This window comes from Methylobacterium currus (genome assembly GCF_003058325.1).
In the GTDB taxonomy this organism is placed as follows: Bacteria; Pseudomonadota; Alphaproteobacteria; order Rhizobiales; family Beijerinckiaceae; genus Methylobacterium; species Methylobacterium currus.
This window is the reverse complement of the sequence record NZ_CP028843.1, coordinates 3,407,501-3,421,097: the sequence shown is the minus strand read 5'-3', so window position 1 is coordinate 3,421,097 and position 13,597 is coordinate 3,407,501. Positions and strand designations below refer to the sequence as shown.

Below are 13,597 nucleotides of genomic sequence, written 5' to 3'. Positions count from 1 at the left end.
GGGCAGGCACCCCGCCGCGCCCTAGTCTTGCGCCGGCGATCGACGAGCCGAAGGGATCTTTGCATGCCGCTCCACCGCCGCGCCGTGCTGGCCGGTACCCTGGCCGCAGGCCTGATGCCGGGCGGCGCCTTCGCGCAAGCCAAAGCCGCGACGGACGAGCGCGGCCTGCTCCGCCGCCCGATCCCGTCCACGGGCGAGACGGTGCCGGCGGTCGGCATCGGCACCTCGCGGCGCTACGACGTGGCGCCGGATTCGGAGGCCCTGGCGCCGTTGCGCGAGACGGTGGCCAAGTTCGTGTCCTCAGGCGGCACGGTGATCGACACCGCGCCCGATTACGGCCGGGCCGAGGAGGTGCTGGGACGGATCCTGACGGATACCGGTCTTCGCGAAAAGATCTTCCTGTGCAGCAAGGTGGCGGCCAAGGGGCGCGAGGCGGGCCAGGCGCAGATCGAGCGGTCGTTCCGCCGCCTCGGCACCGACCGGATCGACCTGATCGCGGTCCACAACCTGATCGACCCGGAGGCGCAGCTGCCGCTCCTGCGCGAGCTGAAGGCGCAGAAGCGCATCCGCTACCTCGGCGCCACCACCTGGGCCGAGACGCAGTACGGCGACCTCGAAGCCCTGATGAAGGCGCAGACCCTCGACGTCATCCAGGTCAATTACGCCGTCGATGCCCGCCGGGCCGCCGAGCGCATCCTGCCGCTGGCGCGTGATCGCGGCATCGCCGTGATGGTCAACGTGCCGTTCGGGCGCGAGCGGTTGTTCAACCTGGTGCGCGGCCGCGAGCTGCCTCCTTTCGCGGCGGAGTTCGACTGCCGGAGCTGGCCGCAATTCTTTCTCAAATACGTCCTGTCGCACGAGGCGGTGACCTGCCCGGTGCCGGGCACCGCGCAGGTCCGCTACGTCGAGGACAATCTCGGCGCCGCCCGCGGCCGCCTGCCCGACGCCGCCACCCGCCGCAAGATGGAGGAGTTCATCGATGGCCTGTGATCGCCGCACGCTCTTGCGCGCCGGGGCGTTCGCCCTGGCGCTCGCCGCCGCCCCCGCCGTCGCGCAGGATGCCAAGATGCAGGGCACCAAGGCGGAGGGTGCCAAGATCCCGATCGCGGTGATCGGCGGCGGCAATATCGGCGGCACCATCGGGGGGCTGTGGATCAAGTCCGGCCACCCGGTGATGTTCGCCTCGCGCCACCCGGACGACCTGAAGCCGCTGGTCGAGACGCTCGGGCCGCTCGCCAAGGCCGGCACCGTCGAGCAGGCGCTGGCCTTCGGCGATGCGGTGCTGATCGCGGTGCCGTACAAGGCCTATCCGGAGCTCGGCCGGACCTATGGCGGCCTCCTGAAGGGAAAGGTCGTGCTGGACGCCGGCAATGCCACCAAGGCGCGGGACGGGGACCTCGCGGCGGAGGCCGAGAGCGCCGGCATCGGCGCCACCTCGGCGAAGTACCTGCCCGGCGCCCGGCTGGTGCGGGCCTTCAACGCCGCGAATTACCGGCTCTTCGCCCAGAACGCCCATCGCAGCGGGCTTGCGATGGCGGTGCCGATCGCCGGCGACGACAAGCAGGCGCTCGGCGTCGCGGCGGCTCTCGTGCGCGATGCCGGCTTCGACCCGGTGGTGGTCGGCGGCCTGGACGCGGCGCGGCAATTCCAGATGGGCAGCCCCGGCTTCCAGCGCGACGCCACCGGCCCCGAGGCGCGCAAGGCCTTCGGGGTCACCGAATGAGCCCTATTCCGGGCGCCGCCGCCGAGGCGGCGCAGGCCGGCCTCAAGGTTCCGGCTTGGCTGCGCCGGCTCACCGACGTGCGGCCGGAGGAGGTGCCGGCCCTCGGCTGGGCCTGGCTCTACATCTTCGCGCTGCTCTCGTCCTACTACGTGATGCGGCCGATCCGCGACCAGATGGGGCTGGCCGGCGGGCTCGAGAACCTGCCCTGGCTGTTCACCGCCACGCTCGTCGGCATGCTGGTGCTCAACGTGCCGTTCGGCTGGCTGGTCCGCCGGCTGCCGCGGGCCCGCTTCATCCCGATCACCTACCGCTTCTTCGCCGCCAACATCCTGGTCTTCGCGGTGATTCTCTACCGCAGCGGGCCCGGGGAGGCGGTGTGGATCGGCCGGGTGTTCTTCGTCTGGCTGTCGATCTTCAACCTGTTCGTGGTCTCGATCTTCTGGGCCACCATCGTCGACGTGTTCGACACCGAGCAGGGCAAGCGGCTGTTCGGCTTCATCGCGGCCGGCGCGACGCTCGGCGCCATCACCGGCTCGGCCGTCACGGCGGTGCTGGCCCGCGACGTGCCGACCCCCTTCCTGCTGCTCGCCGCCGCGGCCTTGCTCGAAGTCGCCGTAATCAGCATGCGGGGCTTGGGCCGGATCTCGGACGCCCTGTCGCGCGAGCCGGGGGCGGCCACGCAGGCGATCGGCGGCAGCCCGTTCGCCGGCATCAGCCGGGTGCTCGGCTCACCCTATCTGCTGGGCATCTGCCTGTTCCTGCTCCTGTTCTCGATCACCTCGACCTTCCTGTATTTCGAGCAGGCGGGCATCGCGAAGCGCAGCTTCCCCGATCGCGGGTCGCAGACGGCGTTCTTCGCCTCCGTCGACCTCGCGGTGAACGTGCTGACGCTGGGCGTCCAGCTCTTCCTCACCGGGCGGATCGTGCGCCGGCTCGGCGTCGGGCTCACCCTGGCGATCCTGCCGCTCGTCAGCGCGCTCGGCTTCGGGCTGCTCGCGGTGGCGCCCACCATCGCCAGCGTGGTGGTGTTCGGCGTGCTGCGCCGGGCCGGCAACTTCGCCATCGCCCGGCCGGTGCGCGAGGTGCTGTTCACCGTGCTGCCGCGGGAGGACCGCTACAAGGCCAAGGCCTTCATCGACACGGTGGTGTACCGCCTCGGCGACCAGGTCGGCGCCTGGTCCTACGGCCTCGTGGGGTGGCTGGGGATGAGCGCTACCGCCCTCTCGGTCCTGGCGGTGCCGCTCTCGCTGGCCTGGCTCGTCAACGGGCTCTGGCTCGGGCGCCGTCAGGAGGCTATGGCGAAGGATGCCCCGGCAAGGCAGAGGGGCGACGCGCCGGCGGAGGCGGAGCATGGCTGAGACCGAAGCGAGCTTGCGTGCGGCGATCGTCGCGACCTGCCGCAGCATGGCCGAGCAGGGCCTGAACCAGGGCACCTCCGGCAACGTCTCGGCCCGGTTCGGCGACGGGCTGCTCATCACCCCCTCGGGCCTCCCCTACGAGGAGATGAGCCCGGCCGACATCGTCCCGATGACGATGGACGGCCGGACCGACCACCCCCTGTCGCCCTCCTCCGAGTGGCGCTTCCACCGTGACATCCTGCGGGCCCGCCCCGACGTCGCGGCGATCGTCCACGCCCATCCGACCTACTGCACCGCCTTCGCGATGTGCCGGAAGGACATCCCGGCGGCGCATTACATGATCGCGGCGGCCGGCGGGCCGACCGTGCGCTGCGGCGGCTACGCCCTGTTCGGCACCGAGGAATTGTCGCAGCGGGCGCTCGAGGCGCTCCAGGACCGCACCTGCTGCCTGCTCGCCAATCACGGCATGATCGCCACCGGGCCGACGCTGGCGAAGGCCCTGTGGCTGGCGGTCGAGCTCGAGACCCTGTGCCGGCAATACGCCGTCGCGCTCCAGGTCGGCCGGCCGCACATCCTGAGCGAGGCCGAGGTGGCGGAGGCGATGGAGCGGTTCAAGTCCTACGGGCCGCGGCCGAAGGCGGGGTGAGGCGCTGCCTCGTCTTGCGGGCAAGCGTACCCTGAGGACATGAGTCACATGCCGACGACCTTCGTGCTGGCACCCGATGCCCCCTTGGCGATTCGGGAGCTGGACACGGCGCGGCTGCTCCTGGAGGTCACGGACGACGAGGGGCGCGAGGTGCCGGCCGGCTCGGTCGGCACGGTCGTCGGCGTGTGGAACCAGGGTGAGGCCTACGAGGTGGAGTTCGTGACGCCCTTTCAGGCTCTCGCCACGGTCGAGAGCGGGCAACTCGTTCGGGTGTCGGAAGCCACGCCGTGACGGGTGGACACCGCCGCCCGGCACACGGTCCAAACTCGATAGCGCGAAGATCACGGGATACCTTCTGGATCCCGACCATCCCGCCGGCATGAAGCATATCTACGAGGAGCCGACCCAGATGCCGGACGGGCGCGCTCCTTCCATCCGCACGGTCTGGCTCGTCGACCGCACCGGGTTCGCGAGCTTCGTCACGGCCTGACCGTTGAAGGAATGAGCCGGTGCGCTTCATCGCGCCGGCCCCAACCCCCTACAGCTCCATCTTCATCGCCTGCGGATAGTACCGGAACCCGCCCTGCCCGTTCTCCGCGACGTGGCCGATGCCCGGCCAGGCGAAGTGGTAGGCGAGCACCGGGATCCGGTTCTTGGCCAGCATCGTCAGCATCCGGAGCCGGGTCTGGGCCGATTGCTTCGGGTCGGTGTCGTAGGCGAACTCGGTCAGCGGCTTCTCCATCAGCAGCACCGGGTGGTGCGTCAGGTCGCCGAGGTAGCAGAGGCTGTCCTTGCCCGAGGTGATCATGAACATCGTGTGGCCGATGCTGTGGCCCGGCGCCGCCAGCGCCTGGATGCCGGGCAGGAATTCCTGACCGTCCTTGACGAAGACGAGCCGGTCGCGGATCGGCAGCAGGTTCTTGCGCGCCGTATCGAGGAAGGCGCTGAACTGGGCCGGCACCTTGGCCGGATCGGTCCAGTAATCGAAGTCGGCCTGGGAGATGTAGAACTGGGCGTTGGGGAAGTGCGGCGTGCCGTCGTCGCCGACGCAGCCGCCGCAATGGTCGACATGGGCGTGGCTCATCACCACGGCGTCGATGTCCTTCGGGTCGATGCCGGCCTGGCGCATCGTGGTCAGGAGCTTGCCGGTCGTCGGCCCGAACAGCTTGAGCGAGCCCATGCCGGTATCGAACAGCACCAGCTTGCTGCCGGTGTTGAGGATCAGGATGTTCTGCTCCAGCACCGCGTTCGAGAGCGGCAGGAAGTTGCTGTTGAGCTGCGCGTCCATCTCGGCCGGGCTGAGGCCGAGGAAGTTGGTATGGGGGTCGCCGAGCGGCAGGGTGCCGTCGGAGACCATCGTGGCCTCGGCATCGCCGAGGGTGAAGCGATAGAAATAGGGGCTCTGGCTGCGCAGCATCGGCGCCTTGGCGCCGGCGGCACCCGGGAGTCCTGCCGTCGCCGCGGCCGCCGCCGCGCCGAGCATCAGGCCGCGCCGGCTCACGCCATCCAACCGAATCGACATCTGGGGTTTCCTCCACGCTGGACCGCGGGCGCCCTTATGCGCGCGCTTGGTCGGCGGGATCCCCGTCGGCTCGAACGCGGCCGGAACCTCTACGGTGCCGTCTTTGTCCGCCGGCCCGGAAATCTTGTCAAACCCATCCTGGGTTCGAACCCGGTCCTGAGGTCGAAACTCCATCCTGAGGTCGAAACTCCATCCTGAGGTCGAAGCCCCATCCTGAGGTCGAAACCTCATCCTGAGGTCGAAACCTCATCCTGAGGTCACTTGCCTCCCGTGCGGGCACGAACCCGGTGCCGGCGCCCGAATTGCAGGCCCCCTGCCCAACCCTCCGGCACCCAGGCCGATCGGTGCCGGCGCCGGAATTGACACCGTTCCTGGGCGGTTCCTAAACCCCTCGCAACGAGGGAGGACCCGCGATGCCGAGCCATGATTTCGACTACGACCTGGTGGTGCGCGGCGCGACGCTCGCCGGCCCGGCCGAGGTGTTCGAAGGCGATCTCGGCGTGCGCGACGGGGTGATTGCGGCGATCGGCCGGGACCTGCGGCGCGGCCGCGAGGAGATCGACGCCAAGGGCCTCGTCGTCACCCCCGGCGGCCTCGACCCGCATTGCCACATCGAGGAGCCCTCCGAGGGCGGCGGCGTGCAGGAGGAGAGTTTTTCCAGCGGCTCCGCCGCGGCGCTCGCCGGCGGCACCACCTCGTTCATCTGCTTCGTGCCGCAATGGAAGGGTCACCCGATCGCCGCGACGGCGACCGGTTACGAGGCCCGCGCCCGGGCCTCGCGCGCCGATTACAGCTTCCACCAGATCATCACCGACCCGACGCCCGACGTGCTGGAGCGGGAGGTGCCGGCCCTCGTCGCCCGCGGCATCCGCAGCCTCAAGGTCTTCCTCACCTACGATCCCTTGCGCCTCACCGACGGGCAGTTCCTGGAGGTGCTGGCGACCGCGCGGCGCCTCGGCGCCTTCGTGACGGTGCATTGCGAGAATTACGACGCCATCGGCTGGCGCATCCGTGCCCTCTTGGAGGCCGGCCTCACCGACCCGCTCCAGCACGCCTGGGCCCGGCCGCCGGTGGTCGAGCGCGAGGCGACCCACCGGGCCATCGCGCTCGCCGAGCTCGTCGACCAGCCGATCCAGGTCTTCCACGTCTCCTGCGACGAGGCGGCGGAAGAGATCGCCCGGGCGCGAGCCCGGGGCGTGAAGGTGTGGGGCGAGACCTGCCCGCAATACCTGACCCTCTCCACCGACGACCTGGCGAAGCCCGATTTCGAGGGCGCCAAGGTGGTGTGCTCGCCGGCGCTGCGGGCGCCCGGCGAATCGGAGCGGATCTGGGCCCGTATCCGCGAGGGCACCCTCGACGTGGTCTCCTCCGACCATTGCGGCTTCTCCTTCGCCACCGCCAAGCGCGACCCCGGCAGCAGCGGCTACGGCCAGGGCGGGGCAGGAGCCCGGCCCGACGGGATGCCGGCCTTCAACGCGATCCCGAACGGCGTGCCGGGCATCGAGACCCGGCTGCCGGTGCTCTTTTCCGAAGGCGTCTCGGCCGGCCGCATCGACCTGCCGACCTTCGTGCGCCTGACCTCGACCAACGCCGCCCGCCTGTTCGGCCTCGCCGGCCGGAAAGGCACCCTGGCGCCCGGCGCCGATGCCGATCTGGTGCTGTGGAACCCCGACGCCGAGCGGGTCCTCACGAACGCCGACCTGCACCACGCCATCGACTACACGCCCTGGGAGGGGATGCGCCTCAAGGGCCTGCCCACCATGACGATCCGGCGCGGCGAGGTCGCGGTGCGCGAGGGAGTGGTCCTGGCCGAGCCCGGCTCCGGCCGCTTCCTCGCCCGCGGCCCCTATGCGCTTGCCAGGCCCTCGGGCCGGGTGCCGGACGGCTTCGACGCCGCGGCGGCGAGGCGCTGACGCCCTCGACGCGGAGCGCCGGCTGACGGACCATGCGGGCTCCATCGGGAGGAGCAGCATGGCGACCGTGAGACTCTGGAGCGACGCGGAGGCTGAAGGCGAGCCCCGCGTCAAGGCGGTGTTCGACGACATCCGGGCGGTGCGCCGCTCGGACTTCATCAACAATTTCTGGCGGGCGCTGGCCAACCAGCCGGCGGTGCTGGAGCGGACCTGGGCCGACCTGAAGCAGGTGATGGCCGCCGACGGCGCCCTCGACCCGCTGACCAAGGAGCTGATCTACATCGCGGTCTCGACCGCGAATGGCTGCAGCTACTGCATCCACTCCCACACCGCCGCGGCGCGGGCCAAGGGCATGACCGAAGCGCAGTACGGCGAGTTGCTGGCGGTGATCGGCATGGCGAACCACACCAACGCCCTCGTCACCGGCATGCAGGTGCCGGTGGACCGGGAGTTCCAGGTGTGAGGAAACGCGACGCCTGCGGGCAGGTGCCTGCGCGCAGGCGTCGCGCTCGCTCACTCGATCGCGAGCGTCACGCTGCCCAGCCCCGGGAAATCCGCCGTCATCCGCGACGGCGCCGTCACGAAATCCGTGCCGGTGCAGGAGCCGGTGGTGACGACCTGGCCGGCCTTGATCCCGCCCAGCGACCGCGCGCCCTCGTTGGCGAGCCAGACCAGCAGGCGCACCGGATCGACCGCCGAGTTGCCGCCGACCTTGTCGTGACGGATTTGGCCGTCGAGGGTGAGCCGTACGCGCTGGGTCACCGGGTCGAGGCCGCGCCACTCGATGAGGCCGGGCCCGAGCACCAGCACCCCGTGATTCTGCTGGTCGGCGCGCTGGCTGTGGGCATCGACGGCACCGAAGGTCGCGAAGCGCGTATCCGCGATCTCGATCGCCGGATGCAGCGTGGCGACCGCCGCCAGCACCGCGTCGCGGTCATAGGGCCCGGCCTCCGGCGGCAGATCGCGGCCGAACCGGTAGGCGATCTCGGCCTCCGCCCCGATCACGTGGAACAGCGAGGCTGGCAGTCTCTCGGTCTCGAAGATCGTGTCGGCGTGGAGCGCCGCGCGGGCCGGGGTGGCGGTGGCGCTCGGCGCGCCGACCTTCCAGCCGGCGACCGGGCCCAGCGCCCGGGCCACCGCGTCCTGCACCGCGTAGGCTTCCGCCTCGCTGCCCGGCCGGGCGCCCTCGGGGAGGGCGTCGAGGCGGGTGCCGGAGCGGCGGGCTCCGAGGAGCGCCGCGGCGGCGGCGTCGATGTCGAGCGTCATGACGGTCCCCTCAATAGCCGAGCGCGCTGCCGTCCTTGCGCGGGTCGGAGCCCGCCGCGAGCACCCCGCGCGCCCGGTCGATCCAGATGATCTGGCCGCCGCCGATCGGGCCGGAGGCCGGGATGATGCGGTGACCCCGCGCCTCGAGGCCGGCGACCACCTCGGGCGAGAAGCCCGGCTCCATCTCGACCCCGCCGCCATAGGCGAAGCTGCGCGGGGCATCGAGCGCCTCCTGCACGTCGAGGCCGCGGTCGAGGATGCCGGTCAGGAGCTCGACATGGCCCATCGCCTGGTAATGCCCGCCCATCACGCCGAAGGGCGCCACCGCCGCGCCGTCCCGCATCAGCATGCCCGGGATGATGGTGTGCATCGGCCGCTTGCGCGGCCCGATCGTGTTCGGGTGGCCGGGATCGATGCGGAAAGACAGGCCGCGATTGTGCAGCAGCACCCCGCTCTCCGGCGCGGTGATGCCGCTGCCGAAGCCCTGGAAGATCGAGTTGATCAGCGAGAGCGCGTTGCCGTCGCGGTCGACGACGCTGAGATAGACCGTGTCCTTGTGCGCGAGTTCTGGCCAGATCACCGGCTCCTGCGCGCGGGCCATGTCGATGGCGCCGTGGGCGCTCGCCCGCCAGGCCTCGGAGAGCAGGTGCTCCACCGGCACCCGGTTCAGCACCGGATCGGCGAAGAGCGCGTCGCGGTGGTGGTAGGCCTGCTTGCAGGCCTCGGCGAAGAGGTGGACGCGATCCAGATCCGACAGGCCCGCGACGTCGTGATGCGTCAGCACGTTGAGCATCATCAGCACCGCGAGGCCCTGGCCGCTCGGCGGGCATTCGTAGACGTCGTAGCCGCGATAGCGGGTCGTGACCGGAGTGACGAGTTCAGGCTGAGCCGCGGCGAAGTCGTCGAGGGTGTGCAGGCCGCCGAGATCGCGCAGGCGCGCGACCATGTCCTCGGCCACCGGCCCCTCGTAGAAGCCGCGCGGGCCGTGTTCGGCGATGCGCCGGAGCGTGGCGGCGAGGCGCGGGTGGCGCATGATCGTGCCGACGCCCGGCGCCGTCCCGTCGACCAGGTAGGTCGCGGCGGAGGCCGGATCGCCGGCCACGCGCTCGACGCTGCGCGACCAGTCGAGGGCAACCCGCGGCTGGACCGGGTAGCCTTCTTCCGCGTAGCGGATCGCCGGGAGCAGCAATTCGCCGAGGCTGCGGGTCCCGTGATCCTCGAGAAGCTTCGCCCAGGCGGCGACCGCTCCCGGCACCGTGACGGCGTGGGGCGAGGTCGGAGTCAGCGTGATGCCGCGCTCGAGGAACCAGGCATCATGCGCCGCCGCCGGGCTGCGGCCGGAGCCGTTCAGGGCGATCGGCGTGGTGGCGCCCTTCGGCGCGTAGAGGGCGAAGCAATCGCCGCCGATGCCGGTCATCAGGGGATCGACCACGCATTGCACCGCCACCGCGGCGATGCCGGCATCGACCGCGTTGCCGCCGGCGCGCAGGACCTCGATCGCCGCGAGGGTCGAGAGCGGGTGCGACGTCGCGACGGCGGCGTTGGCGGCGTAGACGGGCGAGCGCCCGGGCTTCGAGAAATCCCTCACCGTGACGTTTCCTCTTGATGCGTGAACCGGTTGCGCCACCCGATGGCGGGGCCGGCCTCTGATGGCGGCGCCGGCGGGCGCTCCGGTGTAGGGGCGGCGTCGATCCTCGTACAGGGTATCGCGGGTGGCGAGTCGGGTGCGCGGGCGGCCGCGATGCATCAGGCATACCACTGCGACATGACGCGGGCCCGGACCCCTAGATCCAGCCCCTCATGCGCCGCGGCCACGTCCGTGCTATGGAGCGCGCGGCGCGACCCCGGCACGGAGCCGGGCCCGCGCCGCGCGGCTCTCCCGCCGCGCCCTAAGACGAGGTTCCAGGGCATCGCCATGCAGGCTGAGATCCCGATGCGCCGCGTGACGGCGATTCGCTGCTATCCGTCCGGCGAGCGCGACGATCCCGATCAGCGGGTGCTCAACGTGCTCGAATGCGGTCACGTCGTCAGCTTCGAGGGCGCGAACGCGGTTGCCGCCCTGCTCGCCAAGCGCCAGCTTTGCCTCAAATGCGCCGAGGAGGCCAAGGCCGAGACCTCGGACGCGGCCTCGCCCGAAGCCTTGCCTCCTGGAGCCTGATCTTCTGGAGCCTGATCTTCTGGAGATGATCTCAGTACGTCGCCATCGCCTGAGTCATCATCGCGACGAGCTGGTCCGGATCGGCGGCGTTCTGGATGCCCGCGACGATCAGCAGGCAGACGGCCAGGGCGAAGACCAGGTAGGCGAGGATCGGCGTCAAGGTCTCGGCCCAGTTCCGGGCGGCGTGGATGGCGAGGCACCCTGCCGTGAACCCGGCCGCCTCCGCCACGGGGATCAGCTCGACCATCTCTTCGCTCCGCTCCGGCGCCACGCTATGTTGCAACGCAACATAGCGTGGCGCCGGAGGCGGGACCATTGATCGGCGCGCATCCGCCTCATGCGAGGCCGACGCTCAAGGCGTACGGGTCATGATGCCCTTGCGCCGCAACACGTCCAGAACCTGGTCGGACAGGGCATCGACGTCGTGCGCGTCGGTCCGCAGATGGACTTCCGGTGCCTCCGGGGGCTCGTAGGGCGAGGAGATGCCGGTGAAGTTCGGGATCTGTCCGGTGAGCGCACGGGCGTAGAGCCCTTTCGGATCGCGCCGCTGGCACAGCTCGAGCGGCGCATCGACGAAGACCTCCAGGAACTCGTCCGGGCCGACCCGCTGGCGCGCCAGCATCCGCTCGCGCCGGAACGGTGAGATCAGCGAGCAGATCACGATCAGCCCGGCCTCCAGCATCAGCTTGGCGACCTCCGCGGTCCGCCGGATATTCTCGACCCGGTCGGCATCCGTGAAGGCGAGGTCGCTGTTGAGCCCGAAGCGCAAGTTGTCGCCGTCGAGCAATATGGTGTGATGACCATATCGCCATAGCCGCTCCTCGACCCGGTTCGCGATGGTCGACTTGCCGGCTCCGGACAGGCCTGTCATCCAGAGGATCGCCGGCTTCTGACCCTTCAACTCCGCTCGCGCCTCCTTCCCGATCGTGGATACCGTTTGGAAGACCGCCGGAGCGGCGGGCCGCTCTGAGAAGGCTGCAGCGACTGGCTTGTTCATCGAGACGGCGACTTTCGCGATCGAGGCGGCCTGTCCTATGGCCTAGTTCGTTTGGCGGTTGCGGAGCCGTTCTTCCGGAAGTTGCAGTCGTCCGTCAAGCGGCACTCCCTCTGTGCATCGATCGGGCCGGCTGTCACGCCGTGCAGGCATTCGCAGGAGACCGATACCACCGGAACCGGCAGGGGAGGGACCCGAGGGACGACGGCTTTGTCGCGGGAGCTTCACAAAGGAGTTGACGGGGGAAAATGCGGGGCCTATACGACCACCCATCGGCGCCGGCCGCTCCCGCGGACCGGTCTCTGAAACGTCTTCTGCACAGTCTGGGCCGGCGAGCCTGACCTTGGTCAGGCGCGGGTCCTGTTGTTGCCGATAATCGCCGGGTCGACCGGCCTGCTCTTTGACAAGTTCATACGAGAAAGAGAAGCGTGGACGGCGTCGTCCCTGCGGATCCTGCCTTCGGGCGGGATCATGAGTAGGATGATGCTGGTCTGACGTTTCGGTGCTCACACGATCGTGCGGAAACGCCGGTCGGTCGTGAGCCTCCGTTACTATTGTGATCAGCTATGATCAGCTCTTCAACTTGAGAGTTTGATCCTGGCTCAGAGCGAACGCTGGCGGCAGGCTTAACACATGCAAGTCGAGCGGGCCCTTCGGGGTCAGCGGCAGACGGGTGAGTAACGCGTGGGAACGTGCCCTTCGGTTCGGAATAACTCAGGGAAACTTGAGCTAATACCGGATACGCCCTTATGGGGAAAGGCTTGACTGCCGAAGGATCGGCCCGCGTCTGATTAGCTAGTTGGTGAGGTTACGGCTCACCAAGGCGACGATCAGTAGCTGGTCTGAGAGGATGATCAGCCACACTGGGACTGAGACACGGCCCAGACTCCTACGGGAGGCAGCAGTGGGGAATATTGGACAATGGGGGCAACCCTGATCCAGCCATGCCGCGTGAGTGATGACGGCCTTAGGGTTGTAAAGCTCTTTTCTCCGGGACGATAATGACGGTACCGGAGGAATAAGCCCCGGCTAACTTCGTGCCAGCAGCCGCGGTAATACGAAGGGGGCTAGCGTTGCTCGGAATCACTGGGCGTAAAGGGCGCGTAGGCGGCTGATTTAGTCGAGGGTGAAAGCCCGTGGCTCAACCACGGAATGGCCTTCGATACTGGTTGGCTTGAGACCGGAAGAGGACAGCGGAACTGCGAGTGTAGAGGTGAAATTCGTAGATATTCGCAAGAACACCAGTGGCGAAGGCGGCTGTCTGGTCCGGTTCTGACGCTGAGGCGCGAAAGCGTGGGGAGCAAACAGGATTAGATACCCTGGTAGTCCACGCTGTAAACGATGAATGCTAGCCGTTGGGGTGCATGCACCTCAGTGGCGCCGCTAACGCATTAAGCATTCCGCCTGGGGAGTACGGTCGCAAGATTAAAACTCAAAGGAATTGACGGGGGCCCGCACAAGCGGTGGAGCATGTGGTTTAATTCGAAGCAACGCGCAGAACCTTACCATCCCTTGACATGGCGTGTTATCCGGAGAGATCCGGGGTCCCCTTCGGGGGCGCGCACACAGGTGCTGCATGGCTGTCGTCAGCTCGTGTCGTGAGATGTTGGGTTAAGTCCCGCAACGAGCGCAACCCACGTCCCTAGTTGCCATCATTTGGTTGGGCACTCTGGGGAGACTGCCGGTGATAAGCCGCGAGGAAGGTGTGGATGACGTCAAGTCCTCATGGCCCTTACGGGATGGGCTACACACGTGCTACAATGGCGGTGACAATGGGCAGCGAAGGGGCGACCTGGAGCGAATCCCCAAAAGCCGTCTCAGTTCGGATTGCACTCTGCAACTCGGGTGCATGAAGGCGGAATCGCTAGTAATCGTGGATCAGCACGCCACGGTGAATACGTTCCCGGGCCTTGTACACACCGCCCGTCACACCATGGGAGTTGGTCTTACCCGACGGCGCTGCGCCAACCGCAAGGAGGCAGGCGACCACGGTAGGGTCAGCGACTGGGGTGAAGTC

The 13,597-nt window shown here is 69.0% G+C and carries 13 protein-coding genes and 1 rRNA gene (1 of these 14 only partly in view); 9 read left to right on the top strand and 5 right to left on the bottom strand.

Going from position 1 to position 13,597, the window contains the following annotated elements:
- The first annotated feature begins 63 nt into the window (after positions 1 to 63).
- Genes DA075_RS16000 through DA075_RS15980 form a run of 5 tightly spaced genes read left to right on the top strand, consistent with a single transcriptional unit; the run spans position 64 to position 4,018 of the window.
- Positions 64 to 990: an aldo/keto reductase gene (locus DA075_RS16000; RefSeq protein WP_099954073.1), complete on the top strand. Its 927-nt coding sequence runs from the start codon at positions 64 to 66 to the stop codon at positions 988 to 990.
- A complete protein-coding gene (locus tag DA075_RS15995; protein ID WP_099954072.1) occupies positions 980 to 1,723 on the top strand; it encodes an NADPH-dependent F420 reductase in 744 nt (247 codons plus the stop codon). The genes DA075_RS16000 and DA075_RS15995 overlap by 11 nt, the downstream gene beginning before the upstream one ends.
- Positions 1,720 to 3,081: an NTP/NDP exchange transporter gene (locus DA075_RS15990; protein WP_099954071.1), complete on the top strand. Its 1,362-nt coding sequence runs from the start codon at positions 1,720 to 1,722 to the stop codon at positions 3,079 to 3,081. Before DA075_RS15995 ends, DA075_RS15990 begins: the two co-directional genes overlap by 4 nt.
- Positions 3,074 to 3,727 (top strand): class II aldolase/adducin family protein, encoded by a 654-nt coding sequence (locus DA075_RS15985; RefSeq protein WP_099954070.1) that lies wholly within the window; start codon positions 3,074 to 3,076, stop codon positions 3,725 to 3,727. The genes DA075_RS15990 and DA075_RS15985 overlap by 8 nt, the downstream gene beginning before the upstream one ends.
- A gap of 48 nt (positions 3,728 to 3,775) precedes the next feature.
- Positions 3,776 to 4,018 (top strand): DUF4926 domain-containing protein, encoded by a 243-nt coding sequence (locus DA075_RS15980; RefSeq protein WP_099954069.1) that lies wholly within the window; start codon positions 3,776 to 3,778, stop codon positions 4,016 to 4,018.
- A 247-nt stretch (positions 4,019 to 4,265) separates the two neighbouring features.
- Here the strand turns inward: DA075_RS15980 and DA075_RS15975 are convergent, their stop codons facing one another.
- On the bottom strand, positions 4,266 to 5,249 hold the full coding sequence (locus DA075_RS15975) for an MBL fold metallo-hydrolase (protein WP_232388084.1): 984 nt from the start codon (positions 5,247 to 5,249) through the stop codon (positions 4,266 to 4,268).
- A 413-nt stretch (positions 5,250 to 5,662) separates the two neighbouring features.
- On the opposite strand from DA075_RS15975, the gene hydA reads away from it, so the two are divergent.
- Positions 5,663 to 7,162, top strand: a complete 1,500-nt coding sequence (gene hydA / locus DA075_RS15970; RefSeq protein WP_099954068.1) for a dihydropyrimidinase — start codon at positions 5,663 to 5,665, stop codon at positions 7,160 to 7,162.
- 58 nt (positions 7,163 to 7,220) lie between these two features.
- Positions 7,221 to 7,625: a carboxymuconolactone decarboxylase family protein gene (locus DA075_RS15965; protein WP_099954067.1), complete on the top strand. Its 405-nt coding sequence runs from the start codon at positions 7,221 to 7,223 to the stop codon at positions 7,623 to 7,625.
- A 50-nt stretch (positions 7,626 to 7,675) separates the two neighbouring features.
- Here the strand turns inward: DA075_RS15965 and DA075_RS15960 are convergent, their stop codons facing one another.
- Together DA075_RS15960 and DA075_RS15955 are read right to left on the bottom strand one after the other, a co-directional pair.
- Positions 7,676 to 8,428: a 2-keto-4-pentenoate hydratase gene (locus DA075_RS15960; RefSeq protein WP_099954066.1), complete on the bottom strand. Its 753-nt coding sequence runs from the start codon at positions 8,426 to 8,428 to the stop codon at positions 7,676 to 7,678.
- Between the two features lie 10 nt (positions 8,429 to 8,438).
- A complete protein-coding gene (locus tag DA075_RS15955) occupies positions 8,439 to 10,016 on the bottom strand; it encodes a gamma-glutamyltransferase family protein (RefSeq protein ID WP_099954065.1) in 1,578 nt (525 codons plus the stop codon).
- 327 nt (positions 10,017 to 10,343) lie between these two features.
- On the opposite strand from DA075_RS15955, the gene DA075_RS15950 reads away from it, so the two are divergent.
- A complete protein-coding gene (locus DA075_RS15950; protein ID WP_099954064.1) occupies positions 10,344 to 10,586 on the top strand; it encodes a hypothetical protein in 243 nt (80 codons plus the stop codon).
- A 31-nt stretch (positions 10,587 to 10,617) separates the two neighbouring features.
- Here the strand turns inward: DA075_RS15950 and DA075_RS15945 are convergent, their stop codons facing one another.
- Both DA075_RS15945 and cysC read right to left on the bottom strand, forming a co-directional pair.
- On the bottom strand, positions 10,618 to 10,833 hold the full coding sequence (locus DA075_RS15945; protein ID WP_099954063.1) for a hypothetical protein: 216 nt from the start codon (positions 10,831 to 10,833) through the stop codon (positions 10,618 to 10,620).
- 105 nt (positions 10,834 to 10,938) lie between these two features.
- Entirely contained in the window at positions 10,939 to 11,487 is a 549-nt protein-coding gene (cysC, locus tag DA075_RS15940; RefSeq protein WP_420813050.1) for an adenylyl-sulfate kinase, read from the bottom strand.
- A 672-nt stretch (positions 11,488 to 12,159) separates the two neighbouring features.
- Here cysC and DA075_RS15935 point away from each other — a divergent pair.
- Positions 12,160 to 13,597, top strand: a 16S ribosomal RNA gene (locus DA075_RS15935) (it continues 46 nt past the right edge of the window).